This is a genomic window from Phocaeicola sp. RTP21359st1_B8_RTP21360_211022 (assembly GCF_040911965.1).
Classification (GTDB): Bacteria; Bacteroidota; Bacteroidia; order Bacteroidales; family Bacteroidaceae; genus Phocaeicola; species Phocaeicola vulgatus.
The window spans coordinates 1-18,767 of record NZ_JBDFXP010000027.1; the positions used below are offsets into that span (position 1 = coordinate 1).

Annotated in this window: 15 protein-coding genes; 6 read left to right on the forward strand and 9 right to left on the reverse strand. The window is 42.0% G+C overall.

The window, feature by feature from the left end; all coding sequences use genetic code 11:
• Positions 1–1,172 precede the first annotated feature (1,172 nt).
• The 5 genes from AB5062_RS14120 to AB5062_RS14140 form a co-directional block, all read right to left on the reverse strand.
• Positions 1,173–2,363, reverse strand: coding sequence for an ABC transporter permease (locus AB5062_RS14120; RefSeq protein ID WP_032952403.1), 1,191 nt, complete (start codon positions 2,361–2,363; stop codon positions 1,173–1,175).
• The gene (locus AB5062_RS14125) at positions 2,347–3,519 is read right to left on the reverse strand and encodes an ABC transporter permease (RefSeq protein ID WP_008669564.1); all 1,173 of its coding nucleotides are present in this window, start codon (positions 3,517–3,519) and stop codon (positions 2,347–2,349) included. The genes AB5062_RS14120 and AB5062_RS14125 overlap by 17 nt, the downstream gene beginning before the upstream one ends.
• Positions 3,520–3,579: 60 nt before the next feature.
• Positions 3,580–4,575 carry an HlyD family secretion protein gene (locus AB5062_RS14130; RefSeq protein WP_005839262.1) on the reverse strand — a complete coding sequence of 332 codons (996 nt, stop codon included), beginning with the start codon at positions 4,573–4,575 and terminating at the stop codon, positions 3,580–3,582.
• A 17-nt stretch (positions 4,576–4,592) separates the two neighbouring features.
• A complete protein-coding gene (locus tag AB5062_RS14135) occupies positions 4,593–6,026 on the reverse strand; it encodes a TolC family protein (protein WP_032952404.1) in 1,434 nt (477 codons plus the stop codon).
• Between the two features lie 62 nt (positions 6,027–6,088).
• Positions 6,089–8,287 carry a DUF5686 family protein gene (locus tag AB5062_RS14140; RefSeq protein ID WP_005851685.1) on the reverse strand — a complete coding sequence of 733 codons (2,199 nt, stop codon included), beginning with the start codon at positions 8,285–8,287 and terminating at the stop codon, positions 6,089–6,091.
• Positions 8,288–8,462: 175 nt separating this feature from the next.
• Between AB5062_RS14140 and AB5062_RS14145 the strand changes: the two genes are divergently transcribed.
• From AB5062_RS14145 to AB5062_RS14160, 4 genes are all read left to right on the forward strand, one after another.
• A complete protein-coding gene (locus tag AB5062_RS14145; RefSeq protein ID WP_005839267.1) occupies positions 8,463–10,652 on the forward strand; it encodes a glutamine synthetase III in 2,190 nt (729 codons plus the stop codon).
• A gap of 161 nt (positions 10,653–10,813) precedes the next feature.
• A complete protein-coding gene (locus AB5062_RS14150; RefSeq protein WP_005839272.1) occupies positions 10,814–11,515 on the forward strand; it encodes a Crp/Fnr family transcriptional regulator in 702 nt (233 codons plus the stop codon).
• A gap of 129 nt (positions 11,516–11,644) precedes the next feature.
• Positions 11,645–11,797: a hypothetical protein gene (locus tag AB5062_RS14155; RefSeq protein WP_005851688.1), complete on the forward strand. Its 153-nt coding sequence runs from the start codon at positions 11,645–11,647 to the stop codon at positions 11,795–11,797.
• A 32-nt stretch (positions 11,798–11,829) separates the two neighbouring features.
• A complete protein-coding gene (locus AB5062_RS14160; protein WP_005839275.1) occupies positions 11,830–12,342 on the forward strand; it encodes a ferritin-like domain-containing protein in 513 nt (170 codons plus the stop codon).
• A 160-nt stretch (positions 12,343–12,502) separates the two neighbouring features.
• On the opposite strand, the gene kdsA is transcribed toward AB5062_RS14160, so the two are convergent.
• The 4 genes from kdsA to gap all read right to left on the reverse strand — a co-directional run bounded on the left by kdsA (position 12,503) and on the right by gap (position 16,362).
• Complete coding sequence (gene kdsA, locus AB5062_RS14165) at positions 12,503–13,300, reverse strand: 3-deoxy-8-phosphooctulonate synthase (protein ID WP_005839276.1); 798 nt, start codon at positions 13,298–13,300, stop codon at positions 12,503–12,505.
• Positions 13,301–13,372: 72 nt separating this feature from the next.
• Complete coding sequence (locus AB5062_RS14170) at positions 13,373–14,302, reverse strand: diacylglycerol kinase family protein (RefSeq protein WP_005839278.1); 930 nt, start codon at positions 14,300–14,302, stop codon at positions 13,373–13,375.
• A 5-nt stretch (positions 14,303–14,307) separates the two neighbouring features.
• Positions 14,308–15,231 carry a tRNA (adenosine(37)-N6)-dimethylallyltransferase MiaA gene (gene miaA, locus AB5062_RS14175; protein WP_005851691.1) on the reverse strand — a complete coding sequence of 308 codons (924 nt, stop codon included), beginning with the start codon at positions 15,229–15,231 and terminating at the stop codon, positions 14,308–14,310.
• Positions 15,232–15,351: 120 nt separating this feature from the next.
• The gene (gene gap / locus AB5062_RS14180; RefSeq protein WP_005839282.1) at positions 15,352–16,362 is read right to left on the reverse strand and encodes a type I glyceraldehyde-3-phosphate dehydrogenase; all 1,011 of its coding nucleotides are present in this window, start codon (positions 16,360–16,362) and stop codon (positions 15,352–15,354) included.
• Between the two features lie 151 nt (positions 16,363–16,513).
• Here gap and mscL point away from each other — a divergent pair, with 151 nt between their 5' ends.
• Together mscL and guaA are read left to right on the forward strand one after the other, a co-directional pair.
• Positions 16,514–16,954, forward strand: coding sequence for a large-conductance mechanosensitive channel protein MscL (gene mscL / locus AB5062_RS14185; RefSeq protein WP_005839284.1), 441 nt, complete (start codon positions 16,514–16,516; stop codon positions 16,952–16,954).
• Between the two features lie 240 nt (positions 16,955–17,194).
• Positions 17,195–18,748: a glutamine-hydrolyzing GMP synthase gene (gene guaA, locus AB5062_RS14190; RefSeq protein ID WP_368326906.1), complete on the forward strand. Its 1,554-nt coding sequence runs from the start codon at positions 17,195–17,197 to the stop codon at positions 18,746–18,748.
• Positions 18,749–18,767: the final 19 nt, after the last annotated feature.

Below are 18,767 nucleotides of genomic sequence, written 5' to 3' on the forward strand. Positions count from 1 at the left end.
ATAACGGAGGACACCGGAGGAAAAAGACACACACATTATAATATTCGCACGCGCGTATAAGGACGGAAAAAGGAAGGAACCCATACGAAAACAGCAGACGGAAAACAAGAAAAGACGGAAAAACGGAAGGCAAACTTGCAAACTTGCAAAACTTGCAGCATCCCCCCACACACACACGTGCGCGTACATTATAATATGAAAAAATAATAAAGCATAAAAAAGAGAGCGGAAGACAGACGGACGATACCGGAGAGAACTACAACGGAGGAAAGGATAACAGAATGCAAAAGGCGGAAAGGGAGATACGTGACAAGACTTCCGGTGGAAAAGAGCAGGAAAGCCTGACAAGGAGAAAATAAGAAAGCGGAAGACAAGGACTAGAACAAAACAGACACTGACCGTAAAGGACCGACTCCCTGAATCTGCGGCAACCACACACTTTAACCTTACCAATACAATTCACATAATTCTGCGGAAGACACGTATCCTGCATGCGAAAAACCTCCTAGCTACTTTAAACAAGGTACGTTACTAACATACAGGCCTCTATGTTAGTAACGTACAAGGTCACACATTACTAACCTTACGGAACACACGTTACTAACCCTTCGGAACACACAAACTATACAAAAGCACATAGCATCCCGTCCAATACCCAGATACTCCGTCAGAAAAGTTGCCGGCTGCTGTTCACCTACCGCTCATCGGTTACCATAACCCCCAGAAAGATTTTCTTCATCCCCCCATTACAAAAAAACAGGATAGAACCAGACCATTCACTACCTAGAACTAGGAAAAAAGATGGAAGCCAACACACCACTCCACCTCTTCCTCCACTCTACCCTTCACACTCTCATCGGATTGTATGTCATTACTTTACCAGGATATAATAATCCATCGCCATTATAATGTACGCATACGCGCAATCGCGCGCGCTCGTGTGTGTGTGTGTGTGTGTGTGGAAAGACTGCAAGTTGTGCAAGTTTGCAAGTTTCCCCCTTGCATCATCTCATAAAAGGAGCTGAAAAAACAAAAGAAACAACAAGAGAATAATCACCAAGAATTAAAATATCAACAACTTTCAGGCCCCTCGCTCCAGTTCCAAACAGACCTTATAAAAAAAAATAGAGAATCAGCAAAACGAATTACATAAAAAACAATCACACATAAAATTATTGTCTTTCACACTTTGCTTTCTTTATATTGTAGCGATAGGCTCGACAAGCCAAAACAAAGTATATCGCACATTGTATCCATAGGATAATATATTGCTGACTGATTTCAGACATACTAGCTCCCATAGAATTTATCTTAACAAAGGCCAAAGTTCCGGGAGCCGCAGGAACCATATAATGAATCCATTGCCAATACCAAGGCATTAACTCCAGCGGATAAGAAACTCCGGACAGGAAAATCAATCCTACAGAGAAGAAAGCTACCAACAACAATGGAGCATCACTATCACTGAAAAATAACGAACAGGCCAATCCAAAGAAACTGGTAGCAAGAATATAAGGTATCATAAGTGCCACAATTTTCCACGGATATGCTAAATGAGGCAATTGGAAAACTAAAGGAAGAAGCCCCAACAAAAAGACAGAGAATAAAGCATAAAAGACTAAATAAGTAAATGATTTTCCTATCACTACGGATGCCATACGTAAAAAAGAAAGATCCCTTCCTTCAGGGCCTGCAAACATCAGTATATCTCCAGTTTCACGCTCTTTCCCACTCAACATGCTGATAACAAATATCAACGTCTGAAAAATAACAACCATCAAAACGGCAGGTATCAAATAAGTACCATAACCATCGGTATAATTATACAGGGCAGTACCTACCACATCGACAGACCTTGTTTGAACCACAAATTGTATATCATCCTGAGGTAGAAAAACCACTTGCTCGGGTCGGACATCATCATTCACAGCAAGCATGGCTCCAGCAGACGCTTCCTGCATGGAAGCAAAATAAAGGAAAGCCGTAGTGGTGCTGTACATAATATATATCGCTTCTTCACCACGCCCCACACGAGCGTCAAAATCCGCGGGAATGTAAACAATACCCACCACTTCATCATATTTCATCAATTCCTTAGCAGCAGGCAAATCAGCATTGTTTGTCAATACCCGTGCCTGCGGAGTGGCATCCAGCAAACGGATGTAACTGCGGCTTAACGGAGTGCGACTCATATCCACTACTGCCACCGGAGCATCGCGTACCACATTGGGAGCATACATATAGTTATAAAGTAATCCATACACAAAGATGCCACCGCTGAGTACCAATAAAATGGAATAGCGGGTACACATCACACGAAACTCGTGCCAAGATACAGCTAATATATTATTCAATATCGTCATATTTCCGACTGATTAAAGAGCGTTTCAAATGAGGTAACAACAATAAAGGAGGAATAAGGAACAACAGCAGACAGGCTACATTGCCCCACATATACGCATAACCATAGTTGCCATAAAGCAGATTCTGTCCAATCTCGACAAAGTGACGGACGGGGAAAAGATAAGAGGCATAGTACACCGGTGCAAACATGTGAAGCACCGGAAAGGTAACCCCGCCAAGGGTAGCGCCTAACGATCCTACCATGGAAACGATACTGATAATAATACTCAACGCAGGAAAAAGAGAGAACAGAAAAACCGCCAGCGCCTGCGTAGCAATGACCAATAGTGCCGAAGTAAGATTCAACGCCCAAAAACCACAATCCATCGGTATATGCATGGCACCAAAAAAGACATAGTTTGCCAGAATACTCATAACGATGAAGATAAAACTGTATGGAAGTAACTTGGCAGTGACTGCCACCCAGATATTCCCATCTGCCACTGCCAGCCAATTGGCTGAAGTATGGAATTTCCCTTCACTGCCAATGGAGTATGTAGTGACCAACAACAAGATAACTTGCAGAAAAACAAAGAAGAATGGCTGTGTAAGATAGACCGAATAATCCATATCAGGATTAAATAACGGATGATTCTGTGTGGTGACCGGTAACAGAAAAGATTCTATCTCTTCCTGATTTATACCCAATGCCACAGCATGAGTGACAATGGGAACTACCGAGATGCTTTTCAACAAACTTTGAAATGCTCCGTGAATCTCACTTCCCACACTCATCAATGCATAATGGTAATAATAAGTCAGAGCTGTTTCCTTACCATCCATCACCTTTGCTTCAAAACCAGACGGAATACTGAGGTATCCATAAATACTTTTCCGCTGCACATCTGCCCTGGCCTCCGCTTCATCGGCATAATGCCGAGTGATGCGGAAAGTGGGAACAGCCTCGGTCATACGAATTATCTCACGAGAAGTGGCTGTATTATCACCATCCACAACACCCACAGGCAGATTCTCCATCTGTCCGTTACCAAAAATTGTAGCCATAAAGAAGATAGAAAACAAAGGCAAGACGATACACGATGCAAAATAAATGCGCCGGGAAACCATACGGTCCAGTTCACGTTTCAATACCGCTATAAAAGGAGATTCTTTCATTCAAGTAGTTCATTTATATTTACCATTCACTGCAATCAGAATAACATAGCTATCCTTCTATCATTTCAATTCATCCAGATTTACCAAGACGGACATACCCGGTCTTAATCCCTCCATCGGCTCTACAGGCAGCGCATGAATTTCAAAAGTTTTCATATCGTATGTCCCCGTCTGCTTGGTAGAACGCCAAGTGGCAAAACTCCCCAACGGGCTGATGTAATTGATTTTAAATGCCTTGTTTTTTACATCAAGAGCCGGAATATCTCCCATAAAATTCTCGTTCATACGGAAATAAGGCATATAGTCCTCACGGACATTAAGCACTACATGACAATCATCCAATACTACCAGACTCATAATGGGAGTCCCCGCTCCTACCAGTTCTCCACGCTTGGGGTAGATGGTTGATATCTGTCCGTCTTCGGGAGCTGTGAGGCGGGCATCCATCAACAAGGCCTGAACCTCATTCACAGTGCCCCGAGCCGCATCCACCAAGGAGCGGGCACTCTCTTTATCCTCTTTCTGCGCTCCGTCCTTCACTAACAGGAATTGTTGATGCGCCGCCCGTTCGGCGGCAACAGCAGCTTTATACATGGCTTCCACTTCATCTTTCCGCTGGCTGGTGACCACGCTATCTTTGTAAAGTGCCTGAATACGGTCATACGTCACCGTGGCCAGTTGCAAGTCACTCTTTGACTTGTTCCACAATTCTTCTACCGAACGGACTATCTGCCGACGTGTACCGTCGTCTATTTTCTTGTTCTGAAATTTCGCAATATCTTCCAAGGCATTTACCTGCTGGAACTTCGCCCAAGCCTCAGGACTGTTAATCACAACCAAGGTGTCACCCATCTTTACATACTGTCCCTCCCGGACCAAAAAGGTATCAATTCTACCGGGAAGTTTTCCGGAAATCCGTATTTCAGTAGCTTCTATCTGCCCCTGCAATACAACCGGTTTATTGCTCATAGCTATAATCCCAATGGCAGACACCATAACAATGGCCACAAGAACAACGATAAAAGCGACTCCTAACTGTTTCTTCTCTTTTTCCATATTGTTTTCTTTTTTTATTATTTCCCGAATATAAAGTTCTCGGTTTGTCCGGTACGGCTATACTGCCAAAAACTTTCGGGCATTCCGCAAGTAGAGAGCAGAGATGCCAGTGCCACATCATATTTATAATAAGCCAGCAAAAAAGCAATCTGCACCTTGGATAGCATCGTTTCCGCATCAATCACATCAGTAGAGGTAGCCATTCCTTCCTGAAAGGATTTTTTACGGATACGTACCAATTCACGACTCATCTCAATCGTGGTGTTGAGTGCGGCGACATCATCCTTTGCATTCTGAATTTCGCTATATAACTTGTCTACCAAAACACCCAATTCATTCTGAGCCTTTTCCCTTCCCAGTTGCAAAGTTTGTTTAGTAAGACGTGTCTGACGGATATTGGCTTCACGGTTCAGTCCGTCGAATATATTCCAAGTAAAACCCACTCCTACCAAAGTACGGGGCATCAGGTTTTTCGGAAGATTCTCTGCATAAAGTGTCTGCTTTCCAAACAATGCAATGGTAGGAATATATGCACTTTTACTGATTTTCAATTGATTATCTGCCATCGCCTCCTGTATTCGCAATTTACTTACTATATAGCTGCCGGTACTTACCAGATTCTTGAAATAAAGTTCATCGGGCAGATCATGGTTCATAAACAAAGGAGAACTGGGGTTGATGGATATGGCGTCTTCCACATTCAACAAGACTTTCAAGGCATTTTGCGCCACATTCAAATCTTTCCGGGCAGATTCCAACTCACGTCTGGCCTCGTCCATAGTGACCTGAGCAAAGAGGCGTTCGGCCTTATTTATCATACCGTTCTCCTCCAGCTTCATGGCATTACGGTAATGTTTCTGCAAGCCTAAAAAGGTTTGCTCGCGTACATCCACCACTCTTTGCGCCAGACGCAAAGCATAATAAGTTTCCACCAACTCCGATTGCAAAGTAGCTCCCGCCTCTTCCCTACCTGCTTTGGCCAAATCTACCATACGGTTGCCGATACGGCTTGCAAAAATTCGTTTTCCGCCTGTAAAAAGCGGCCACATCACATTAGCATCTATGGTCGTCAGGTTACGTTCTAATAAAGGAAAAGTAAGGGTATGCGCACCTATATTATCAAGAATAGAAGAAATAAATTTATCATCGGGCACAATGGAATGTACAAAGTCTTTTGCCGGATCGGTAAATTGCCTTAAAGGTTCCTTGACCTCAATATGGTTGGACAAATGGACGTATGCACCCGATGCATTCAAAGACGGATACCAAAAAGCATTCATCTTTTGTCGCTCACTGCGTGCTATATCTACAGCCTTATCCGCCATTTGCAACGTGCGGTTGCCCTTGTTCATCAGGCTGGCAGATTGTTCCAATGTTAAAGATAATTCCCCGTTTTGAGCTGATAATGAAACCGGGAACAAAAGAACACATAAAAATATTTTATAATGCATACACTGTTTAGTTTCTGTTATGTTGTAATAAACAGAAAACCAAACAGATTGTTTGAACAGGATTATTTATTAAATAACTCGAAAGTGAATTTAAAACCAAAGGTATCAAATTGCCCGTTGATAGTGCTTACAAAAGCCCCCACATCAAATATATGTGTGCCGATGCCATAACCCAACTCGATATATGGATTAAGATGTGGCATGAACAGGATACCACCATACAAACGCTCCTGCTGGACTAATCCCAGCCAACGGTTTAAGGGTTTCAAGAGAATAAAAGGAGACTCATAGGTGAAATTCCCCCGCCAGTACTGACGTGAGGAGTTATACCAACGTCCGTCCAGCAATTGGAAAGTGCCACCAATATCATCATTCCATCCTTCGGGAAGATTACGACGGGCAAAGTTAGCAAAATCCACGAAATACATATCTTCCTGCTTGGTAAACATCCCCCCCCCAATGCGATAACCGATACTTCGGATTCCGCTCAGTTTCAAGTTTTGCTGTATATCAAACTCCCAACGTTCATGAGCACCCGTACTCTTGAATACACCTTTAATGCCCCGTTCATAATCCAGCATAAAAGTAGGCATACTGGAACCTACATTCATCTTCCGGCGACCGTTCATGTAATAATACATACCGGGAGTCCATTCAATACGTATACGAGGTGCAAAACTATTGTATTCTGATCTGATACCTCGCAATGCAGCCCAATCCTTATCAGGCAACGGCTTTTCAAGAATGACTTTCGAATTATTTATCAGATACCTCCAATGTACGGAAACACCTGCTTTAATAAACAAGCCGTTCACTATTTCTATATTATGGAACAGATTGAGATACACATCCTTGAAATAGTCCAATTCCAATTGGTCAAAATTAAAGGTACTATCGGGCAATTGCTTTAGCTGATCCAATACGACACTACTATATATGCGGTTACCGTTACCTACACTAACCTCAAAACTAGCCTGCTTTTCCGGCCAATATTGCCAATCGGCATCCGCTTTCACATAAAGTTCCTTATGTGTAAAATTATAACCTATCTGCGGACTGATTCTAAGTATACGTCCATCATGAAAAAGCCGACTGTATTTAAACTTCTGCTTATACGAAAAGCCCCTGCTGTGGCTATAATCCAACAGCACCGGATTAATAAGTGGAGAACAATGCACACTCCCCATACTGGACAAATTCACATTGTAACTACTGATAAGCATGTCACCCAACTCCCCCCAAAACTCCAAATGTTCATTCTTCTTTTTTTTCGGTACGCGTAAAAGCGTATCCTGACGTAAAGCATAACTTCTATACAAAGAATCCTCCAAAGCGGACAGCGGAATGGGACGCAGCTCATTGAACTTTTCCTTATCTGTTATCAGCTGTTCCGAATCACAAGTCAGCTTATAGGATTCCGTCAGGTCATGGCGATGCTTCTTTTGAGATTTACGCCGGGCGGCTCCTTCATAAAATTTAATTTCATTGTATTTCAACCAGGCTCCCATATCCATTTCCAGATGGTTACCTATAAACTTAAAAACAAGATTCAAATCAAACTGCACCGGCAGAAACTCCACATCGCCCTCCTCTCCCATCTTGACACGGACCTTGAAGCGGATCACATCATAAACGCCTTCAATATAAAGTTCACGAATAGTCCATATCTGATCACTAACCCACATATATCCACTGACCAACTGTGTACCACGGAATTTGGGAATAATAAGTATTTTATACCGCTGACAATCGGGAGGACCGGCTATAGAATCCAATAAATAATGATAATATCTGCTAGATTTCTTATCCAAAGGAGAAAGAAGTTTATCGGACATCAATGAAGAAGAATAGATATTCATGTTCAAATAATCCATCACATCCGTTATCTGTCCCCTGTTACGTGGAAATGTAGTGGATACCGCTTTTATCTTACGGTCGTATATATCAGGGGCCGTATAATGCAGCTCACTAAGAGATTCCATAAGGTAATCATTGATGTGTTTTTCGAAACGAAACATGGACGGTACATAGCGGATAAGGTGATTGCGCTTATGTACCTTTACTTTTCCTTTTATATATAAATCAGCCTTATACTCATCAATGATACGGGAATAGAACGGCGAAAACTGGAAAATACACTGAAGAATGGAATCGGACACCATCGGCTTGTCGGGCATATCAACCTTTTCCCTCTTAGCCTGAACAGCTAAAGGTAACAAAAGACAAAATATAATCAACCTGACAATCCGTATATAGTGCATCAATGTACTTTCTTTTCATTGTTTGAAGAGCAAATATAAACAAAAACCAACAGGCTGACGCATGATAATACTTAATTAACATCCTTAACAGAAATGAAAAATGATTAGCGATATAGCGAATTATTAATCAAAAAGCAGTATTTTTGCAGCCAACAACCAGTAAAAGAAAGACAACATGTCCAAAATGAGATTTTTTGCTCTACAGGAGTTAGCCAACAGACGCCCCGTTAAAGTTGACTACCCCTCTGAAAAGTTAGCTGATTATTACGGCAACCACGTATTCGACCGTAAAAAAATGCAGGAATATCTGCCTAGTGAGGCTTATAAAGCAGTAATAAACGCAATCGAGAAAGGTACCCCTATCAATCGTGAAATGGCCGACATGATAGCCAATGGCATGAAGAATTGGGCAAAGACCTTTAATGTTACCCACTACACTCATTGGTTCCAGCCTCTGACTGACGGAACTGCCGAAAAGCACGACGGCTTTATTGAATTCGGTGACGACGGTAATGTTATAGAACGCTTCTCGGGCAAACTGCTTATCCAACAAGAACCGGATGCATCCAGTTTTCCCAACGGCGGTATCCGGAACACATTTGAAGCACGTGGCTATACGGCATGGGATGTTTCTTCTCCGGCTTTCATTGTAGACAGCACACTTTGTATTCCTACTATCTTCATCTCTTATACAGGCGAAGCACTCGACTATAAAACTCCTTTGTTGAAGGCATTAGGTGCTGTAGACAAAGCGGCAACTGAGGTTTGCAGAATGTTCGATCCAAACGTAAAACGCGTATTCGCCAATCTGGGTTGGGAACAAGAATACTTTTTAGTGGATACCGCACTATATAATGCACGTCCGGATCTTTGCCTGACCGGACGCACCTTGATGGGACACTCGTCTGCCAAGGACCAGCAGCTAGACGACCACTACTTCGGTTCCATCCCTCCACGTGTAACCAGTTTTATGAAAGAATTGGAACTGGAATGTCACAAACTAGGGATTCCGGTAAAAACACGGCATAACGAAGTGGCTCCCAACCAATTTGAGCTAGCTCCTATTTTTGAAGATGTAAATCTGGCCAACGACCATAACCAGCTGGTAATGGACCTGATGAAACGTATCGCTTCCAAACACAATTTTACTGTACTGCTCCACGAAAAACCATTCAAAGGAGTAAACGGATCGGGCAAACACAACAACTGGTCACTTTGTACAGACACAGGTATCAATTTGTTCTCTCCTGCCAAGACTGCGGAAGGAAATATGCTTTTCCTGACTTTCATAGTCAACGTACTGATGATGGTCTATAAAAACCAAGATTTACTACGTGCCTCTATTGTCAGTGCCGGAAACAGCCATCGCCTAGGAGCAAATGAAGCCCCCCCCGCTATTCTGTCTATTTTCCTAGGACGTCATCTTTCCCATATGTTGGACGAAGTAGTGGCACGTCTGAATGACGCCGAACTGACCCCTGATGAAAAGAAAGCATTGCAATTGGGTATCGGGCGCATACCTGCCATATTGCAAGACAATACAGACCGTAACCGTACCTCTCCTTTTGCCTTCACCGGAAACCGTTTTGAATTCCGTGCTGCAGGCTCATCTGCCAACTGTGCCGCATCAATGATTGTGATCAATGCCGCTATGGCACACCAGTTGAATGAGTTCAAGACCCAGATAGATAAATTAGTAAACGGAGGGATGGAACAGGAAGAAGCTCTGTATAAGGTATTAAAAGAAACCATCATCGCTTCACAAAACATCCGTTTTGAAGGTGACGGCTACTCGGAAGAATGGAAAGCAGAAGCCGCGCGACGCGGATTGACCAATATCTGCCATGTACCCGAAGCCATCCTGAAGTTCAACGATGAGCAATCTCGTGCAGTACTGATAGGCGAAAAAATATTCAATGAAAATGAATTGTTCTGTCGTATAGAAGTGGAACTGGAAAAGTTTACTAAAAAGGTCCAGATTGAAAGTCGTGTACTAGGCGATCTAGCTATCAATCATATTGTTCCCACAGCTGTAATTTATCAGAACAGACTATTAGAAAATCTTCGTGGTCTGAAAGAGATATTCTCCACCGAAGAATACGAAGAGCTGACCGAAGACCGGAAGAATTTGGTACGTGAAATTCAAAACCGCATACTTGCTATTAAAAAAGCCGTGCACAACATGACAGAAGCCCGAAAAGTAGCAAATCATTTGGGAAGCCAAGTAGAGAAAGCCTTCAGTTACGAGGAACAAGTGCGTCCATATCTGGAAGAAATCCGCGACCATATTGACCATTTGGAACTAGAAATAGACGATGAGATTTGGCCATTACCTAAATATCGTGAATTACTGTTCACCAAATAAAATTTCACAAAAAAAAGAAAGGATAGGAGATAAGAACCTATCCTTTTGTTATTTTTTGAAGATAAATTAATAATATATCTTTCTTTTTTCTTCTGATTACTTCGTCCTTTTATTTTTTCTTCTTATATTTGTGCTCTATAACACGGTTTTATAGCACGTTTATGGTTAGAAAAGAATTATCAGAAACTGAGATTGCTGAAAGTATACCAGACTTATGGCAACCTTTAACACAGGAACAAAGAGAGTTCTTGGCTCAGAACTTTACGATACAGAAGTATAAAAAGAATGAGACGATATACTGCGAAGGAGAAACTCCGATGCACCTTATGTGTCTTCTTAGTGGAAAAGTAAAAATCTACAAAGAAGGTGTGGGAGGACGTAGCCAGATTATCCGCGTATTAAAGACGAAAGAATATTTCGCATACCGAGCTTTTTTTGCCGAAGGGAACTTCGTGACAGCTGCTTCCGCTTTCGAGCCTTGCACTATCTGCCTTATTCCCATGCCGGCCATTATGAAACTGATAAAAGACAACTCTGAATTAGCTTTGTTCTTTATCCGCCAACTTTCTATAGATTTGGGAATTTCTGATGAAAGAACCGTAAATCTTACGCAAAAACATATTCGTGGACGATTGGCGGAATCTCTGTTATTTTTGAAAGATACTTATGGAGTAGAAGAAGATGAATCTACACTAAGCATTTACCTTTCACGAGAAGATTTGGCAAACTTATCAAATATGACTACTTCGAACGCAATCCGTACGCTTTCTAACTTTGCAACTGAAAAACTGATTACCATCGACGGTAGAAAAATTAAAATCATTGATGAAGAGAAACTAAAAAAAATCAGCAAAATAGGATAAAATCTAATATCAATTCATACTTCACACACACAGGCGTCCGTTTTTCCATAACAGACGCCTGTTTTTTTCTCTACTTACAAAACCTTTTTCAGCACCAGCTGTTATTAAAGAAACTAAAACCAAGAAACTATGAGTAAAGGTAAATTATGGGGAATCATCCTCCTTATTTTATTTGTGCTGGGATTCGGTATCTGGCTTTATACCAGTTCTGACGTAAAAAAAGATGTAGACCAGGAAGGCATAGGTGTGTTAGACGACATGACTATACCCGCTGTGGACTAAATAATAATAAACACTAACTTAAACTTTACATTATGGCTAAAGAATCTGTGAATATCCTGAAGGATAAAATTGACATTGTGGACTTATTGGCTCAGCTGAATGCAGCTCTGTCCGAAGAATGGTTGGCTTTCTACCAATACTGGGTAGGTTCATTCGTAGTAGAAGGCGCTATGCGCGGTGATGTACAACGCGAGTTTCAAGAACATGCAGCCGAGGAATATAACCATGCAAAATTATTGGCCGACCGTATCATTGAATTGGAAGGCGTACCCGTACTTGACCCTAAACAATGGTTTGATTTAGCTCGCTGCAAATATGATGCGCCCGTAGATTTCGGTTCGGAAATCTTGTTGAAACAAAATGTAGAATCCGAACGTTGTGCCATCTACCGCTATCAGCAAATTGCTGAATTCACAAACGGAATTGACTTCACCACTTGTGATATTGCCAAACATATTATGGCAGAAGAAGAGGACCATGAACAAGATTTGCAAGATTACTTAAATGATATAGCCCGCATGAAGGCTTATATTCTAAAAAAATAATCCACATCTGCTTCTATTCTTTTTTCTGTTTTGACGGAGAAAGAAAGGTAAGGCCGGTTTCTACTGCAAAAACCGACCTTATTTTATACTATTCATGCAAGTTGCCCCATAGTCCAAATAAATTAACCCATCTTACCTGTGAATCCCCAACGAATAACATTTATAACACTTGGCGGATTCTTACCAGTTTGGTCAATAGCCCTTCCAGCAAATCCAGTTTCAACATATTCGCTCCGTCACTCTTAGCGACAGAAGGGTCTTCGTGGGTTTCCATAAACAAACCGTCCACTCCTACCGCTATGCCAGCCTTGGCTACCGTTTCAATAAGCTGCGGCATACCACCTGTCACACCGGCAGTCTGATTAGGTTGTTGCAAAGAATGTGTCACATCCAGAATTACAGGAAAACCTAAAGTCTGCATTTCCGGAATACCCCGATAATCTACAATCAAATCCTGATACCCGAAAGTCGTTCCCCGCTCGGTCAGCATAACCTGATCATTACCCGCCTCCACCACTTTGTCAGCAGCAAAACGCATGGCGCCAGGTGATAAAAATTGTCCTTTCTTGATGTTGACAATCTTTCCGGTATGAGCTGCCGCCACCAGCAAATCAGTCTGGCGACACAGGAAAGCAGGAATCTGCAACACATCCACATATTCAGCGGCCATAGCAGCTTCTCCAGCACTATGAATATCGGTTACCACAGGAATTCCAAAAGTTTCCCGTACTTTACGAAGTACTTTCAAGGCCTTTTCATCACCTATTCCTGTAAACGAATCCAAACGGGAACGGTTAGCCTTACGATAAGATCCTTTAAACACATAGGGAATACCCAGTTTATCTGTTATTTTCACAATACGATCTGCTATTCGGAGAGCCATTTCCTCTCCTTCGATCACACAAGGACCAGCCAGTAAAAAGAAATTATCTGTCTTTCTTAAATCTGAAATTGTCATTATCTTACGTCTATTCATTGAGATATCTACTCTGCCTCTATCCTTAAAGCAAGAAATGGATATCTATAGTTTTTAATTAGGGATAATCAAAGTTATAGCTTCCGGCTGGATCGTAATTTCCAAAGGAAAATGGCGGTCTAAAATACGCCCGTCCAAACTGACAGAAGCATTCTGCGCACGTAGTACTTTTACTTTCCGTGTACGATAAGGTTTCACCATTTTATGATTTAAAATACGTCCCTGCAACAGCATCCACATACCCGAGAAAAGTTGAATTAACTCCGGACGATAAATAACCGACACATCCAACCAGCCATTATAAGGAACTGCACTAGGTGTCAAACCGTATCCACGGGCACTTCCCACACATACCGTCATGATACGTCCACGAATATGTTCGCCATTGATACAAAGATGTGTACGGTACAATTTACGTTCAAACAGCAACAGGAACATGGAAGCGGCAAAAGACAACTCACGTATTCCCCAAAAACGGCGGGTACCATCTGAGATCTGTACAATACGCGCACCTAAACCTATATATATGGCATTCAGGAAATAGCGGGAGGTGTGCTTCTCTCCATCAAAATAATTACAACGCCCCACATCAATTTTCCTCAGACGACGATTGATAATCCAATCTACCGCTGCTTTATAATTATCTTCATCCAACCCCCAATATTTGGCAAAGTCATTACCAATACCATTAGGAATGATTCCAAAAGCGATATTTGTCTTATCCTCCACCATAGAAGTCATAATACCGTTAATAGCATCATTGATCGCTCCGTCTCCACCTACAATCACAATGGTTCGATAACCATTATTAGCCAAGGTACGGGCGAGTCGTTCCACCGACCCAAAACCTTCGGACTGTACGTAGTCAAAAACCACCTTACGGTTTTCCATATAGCTACGTATCTCATTCCAACGCTTCTGAGTCTTACGGCTTCCGGCTTTCGGATTATAAATAATCCCCCATCTGTTTGGTTCTACAGCCATAACATTTAGTTTTTAGTGTGTAACAAATTAATGATTTTTTCCACCTTATCTTCCATAGGCAGGCAAGCATCCAGCCAATGTATAGTGAACCCTCGCCGCTCCATGCCCCGGAACCAGGTCATCTGCCGTTTGGCAAATTGATGGATAGCTATTTCCAATTGATGAAACATTTCATTGAAAGAAAGTTTACCCAAGACATATAAAGTCAAATACTTATATTCCAATCCGTAATAAATCAAATCCTCGGAAGAAATACCACTATCCAACAAAGCCTTCACTTCGTTTACCATCCCTTCATCCAAACGCTGCTTCAAACGGTGGGATATTTTTTCACGACGTAACTCACGAGCTATATCTACTCCAATGATCAAACTATGAATTTGCGGGAACTCACGGTATTCCGCTGATTGGTGCTTGTAATACTCTTCTATTTCAATGGCCCGGATAGCCCGCTTTACAGTATCTACGTCCGTAGAGTTATGAAGTTTCCTGTAAGTTGACAACAACCGGGTGAGTTCCGCTAATGATTTATCTGCTAACGAGTCCCTAAGTTTGGGATTCTCTGGAACAGGAAGCAGCCTATATCCCTTCAACACGGATTCAAGATACATCCCCGTACCTCCGCATAATATAGGAAGTTTGTCTTTCCATCTCACTTGATCATAAGCATTCAAAAAATCACGTTGAAATTCAAATACATTATATTTATATCCGGGGTCTACAATGTCTATCAGATGGTAAGGTATTTGCTGTCCATTCACGACATAGTCTTCCAAATCCTTTCCCGTACCTAAATCCATCCGGCGATATACCTGCCGGCTATCTCCACTGATAATTTCGGTATCCAACTTGTAAGCTAAAGCCGCTGCCAAAGGAGTCTTTCCTGAAGCGGTAGGTCCTAATATCGTTATCAAATCGTACTTTTCCATCCTAAGTTTTTGTAACAGTCGCACAAAGATAACGAAAATGTGCAACTTAGCACGCAAAACTACATAAAAAAAGCCGTCTGAATTACTTCAGACGGCTTTCGCTATATGGTTTTTAACTGATTAGCAGTTTACAGAAGCCATGTGAGCAATCAAATCCAATACTTTGTTAGAGTAACCGATTTCGTTGTCATACCAAGAAACCACCTTAACAAAAGTATCAGTCAAAGCGATACCAGCTTTAGCATCGAAGATAGAAGTACGAGTATCACCCAAGAAGTCAGAAGAAACAACTGCATCTTCAGTGTAACCCAATACGCCAGCCAATTCACCTTCAGAAGCTTCTTTCATAGCTGCACAGATTTCAGCATATGTAGCCGGTTTAGCCAAGTTAACTGTCAAGTCAACTACAGAAACATCCAAAGTCGGAACACGCATTGACATACCAGTCAATTTACCGTTCAATTCAGGAATAACTTTACCTACAGCTTTAGCAGCACCAGTAGATGAAGGGATAATGTTACCAGAAGCAGCACGACCACCTCTCCAGTCTTTCATAGAAGGACCGTCAACTGTTTTCTGAGTAGCTGTTGTAGAGTGAACTGTAGTCATCAAACCGTCAGTGATACCCCATTTGTCATTCAATACCTTAGCGATAGGAGCCAAACAGTTAGTAGTACAAGAAGCGTTAGAAACGAACTGAGTACCTTTAACATAAGTCTTTTCGTTTACACCGCAAACGAACATCGGAGTATCATCTTTAGAAGGAGCTGACATAACTACATATTTAGCACCAGCTTCAATATGAGCCTGAGCTTTTTCTTTAGTCAAGAACAAACCAGTAGATTCAACTACGTATTCAGCACCGATTGCATCCCACTTCAAGTCAGCCGGATTTCTTTCAGCTGTTACGCGGATTGCATTGCCGTTCACGATCAATTTGCTATTTTCTACGTCAGCTTCGATAGTACCGTCAAATTGTCCGTGCATAGTGTCATACTTCAACATATATGCTAAGTAATCAACCGGGCAAAGGTCATTGATACCTACGATCTGAATATCGTTTCTTTTCTGAGCTGCACGGAATACAAAACGGCCGATACGACCAAATCCGTTAATACCTACTTTAATCATTTTGTTTAAATTTTAAAGGTTTTATAATATAGCTTTTAAACACTCTACGTTGGAATGTTGTTAAACGTTTAGTATTTATTTCCTAAACGCGGTGCAAAAATAAGAATTTGTTTTTATATTCGCACATAAATTCATATTAAAATAAAAAAAAATGGGAAAAAGCAGCTTCTTGCAAGATTTTAAGGCGTTCGCAATGCGCGGAAACGTCATTGACATGGCAGTCGGTGTCATCATCGGCGGAGCCTTCGGTAAAATAGTATCTTCCATTGTGGCCGATGTCATCATGCCTCCCATCGGATTGCTGGTAGGTGGCGTGAACTTTACAGATTTAAAACTACAATTAAAGCCGGCCGAAGTAGTGGATGGAGTTGAAAAAGCTGCCGTAACGTTGAATTATGGCAACTTCCTACAAGCTACTTTCGACTTTATCATCATTGCTTTTTCTATATTCTTATTTATAAGATTACTTGCCAAGCTGAATCGCAAGAAAGAAGAAGTTCCTGCTCCCGCCGCCCCACCTGCCCCTAGCAAGGAAGAGGTATTACTTACAGAAATCCGTGACTTGTTGAAGGAACAGGCTGGCAAAAAATAAAATATTATCCACACAAAAAAACGGGCTGCCCTCAAATGCTTGTCGGACAGCCCGTGATTTATATACCAGCCGACATTTCCTAAACATTCCAATCTTTTTTTTGCATATTTTTCCACAAGGAAGCAGGAAGAACAAAGTTTTTCCAATTCAATTATAAAAAGCCTCAACAGCATGACGGATTTTTATTTTTTCTGAGTATCTTTGCGGCACGAAATCATTTACATATCTTAATATATATATATGCAAGAAAAGATCATTATTCTCGACTTCGGTTCACAAACCACACAACTCATAGCCCGTCGCGTTCGCGAACTGAATACTTATTGCGAGATTGTGCCTTACAACAAATTTCCACACAATGATCCGTCCATAATCGGCGTTATCCTTTCGGGAAGCCCTTTCTCGGTGTATGATGAAAGCGCCTTTAAAGTCGATTTGAGTGACATTCGCGGAAAGTATCCTATTTTGGGTATCTGCTATGGTGCACAGTTCATGTCTTATACAAACGGTGGGAAAGTGGAACCGGCCGGCACACGTGAATACGGACGTGCACACCTTTCCACTTTCGACCAAGAGAACCCACTATTGAAGAACGTCCGTGAACACTCACAAGTATGGATGAGCCACGGAGATACCATCACCGCCATTCCGGAGAATTTCAAAATTATCGCTTCAACAGATAAAGTAGCCATCGCTGCTTATCAAATAAAGGAAGAGAAAGTATGGGGAGTACAGTTCCACCCGGAAGTGTTCCACAGTGAAGACGGAACCCAGCTTCTGAAAAATTTTGTAGTCGACATTTGCGGGGGGAAACAGAACTGGAGCGCTGCCTCTTTCATTGAAACGACTGTAGCCGAACTGAAAGCGCAACTGGGAAATGACAAAGTAGTACTGGGGCTGAGTGGCGGAGTAGACTCATCTGTGGCAGCCGTATTATTAAATAAAGCGATAGGCAAGAATCTTACCTGCATTTTTGTAGATCACGGCATGCTGCGTAAGAACGAATTCAAAAATGTACTCCATGATTATGAATGTCTCGGACTGAATGTAATCGGAGTGGATGCCAGCCAAAAATTCTTCAGTGAACTGGCAGGTGTGGAAGAACCTGAGAAGAAGCGTAAGATTATCGGCAAAGGTTTTATTGACGTATTCGATGAAGAAGCTCATAAAATTAAAGATGTGAAATGGCTGGCACAAGGTACCATTTATCCTGACTGTATCGAGTCATTAAGTATCACCGGCACTGTAATCAAAAGTCATCACAACGTAGGTGGACTGCCCGAAAAAATGAATTTGAAACTATGCGAGCCTCTGCGTCTGCTATTCAAGGATGAAGTACGCCACGTAGGTCGTGAACTGGGTATGCCGGAACATCTGATTACACGCCATCCATTCCCCGGACCAGGACTTGCGGTACGTATTTTGGGTGATATCACTCCTGAGAAAGTACGTATTCTGCAAGACGCCGATGATATCTATATCCAAGGATTGAGAGACTGGAAAGTGAAAGACTCGGACGGAAACGAAACATCCCTTTACCACCAAGTATGGCAGGCAGGCGTAATCTTGCTACCCGTACAAAGTGTGGGAGTAATGGGGGACGAACGTACATACGAACGTGCCGTTGCCCTACGTGCCGTAACTAGTACGGATGCCATGACCGCCGACTGGGCTCATCTTCCCTATGAATTTATGGCTAAGGTTTCAAACGACATAATCAATAAAGTAAAAGGTGTAAACCGCGTATGCTATGATATCTCGTCCAAACCGCCTGCCACAATTGAGTGGGAATAATAGACAACCAACTAATAAC

What these genes read in the sequence shown, in the direction of transcription:
- AB5062_RS14120 (WP_032952403.1), bottom strand. Translation starts at nt 2,363, where the DNA reads ATGACGATATTGAATAATATATTAGCTGTATCTTGGCACGAGTTTCGT.
- AB5062_RS14125 (WP_008669564.1), bottom strand. Translation starts at nt 3,519, where the DNA reads ATGAAAGAATCTCCTTTTATAGCGGTATTGAAACGTGAACTGGACCGT.
- AB5062_RS14130 (WP_005839262.1), bottom strand. Translation starts at nt 4,575, where the DNA reads ATGGAAAAAGAGAAGAAACAGTTAGGAGTCGCTTTTATCGTTGTTCTT.
- AB5062_RS14135 (WP_032952404.1), bottom strand. Translation starts at nt 6,026, where the DNA reads ATGCATTATAAAATATTTTTATGTGTTCTTTTGTTCCCGGTTTCATTA.
- AB5062_RS14140 (WP_005851685.1), bottom strand. Translation starts at nt 8,287, where the DNA reads ATGCACTATATACGGATTGTCAGGTTGATTATATTTTGTCTTTTGTTA.
- AB5062_RS14145 (WP_005839267.1), top strand. Translation starts at nt 8,463, where the DNA reads ATGTCCAAAATGAGATTTTTTGCTCTACAGGAGTTAGCCAACAGACGC.
- AB5062_RS14150 (WP_005839272.1), top strand. Translation starts at nt 10,814, where the DNA reads ATGGTTAGAAAAGAATTATCAGAAACTGAGATTGCTGAAAGTATACCA.
- AB5062_RS14155 (WP_005851688.1), top strand. Translation starts at nt 11,645, where the DNA reads ATGAGTAAAGGTAAATTATGGGGAATCATCCTCCTTATTTTATTTGTG.
- AB5062_RS14160 (WP_005839275.1), top strand. Translation starts at nt 11,830, where the DNA reads ATGGCTAAAGAATCTGTGAATATCCTGAAGGATAAAATTGACATTGTG.
- kdsA (WP_005839276.1), bottom strand. Translation starts at nt 13,300, where the DNA reads ATGACAATTTCAGATTTAAGAAAGACAGATAATTTCTTTTTACTGGCT.
- AB5062_RS14170 (WP_005839278.1), bottom strand. Translation starts at nt 14,302, where the DNA reads ATGGCTGTAGAACCAAACAGATGGGGGATTATTTATAATCCGAAAGCC.
- miaA (WP_005851691.1), bottom strand. Translation starts at nt 15,231, where the DNA reads ATGGAAAAGTACGATTTGATAACGATATTAGGACCTACCGCTTCAGGA.
- gap (WP_005839282.1), bottom strand. Translation starts at nt 16,362, where the DNA reads ATGATTAAAGTAGGTATTAACGGATTTGGTCGTATCGGCCGTTTTGTA.
- mscL (WP_005839284.1), top strand. Translation starts at nt 16,514, where the DNA reads ATGGGAAAAAGCAGCTTCTTGCAAGATTTTAAGGCGTTCGCAATGCGC.
- guaA (WP_368326906.1), top strand. Translation starts at nt 17,195, where the DNA reads ATGCAAGAAAAGATCATTATTCTCGACTTCGGTTCACAAACCACACAA.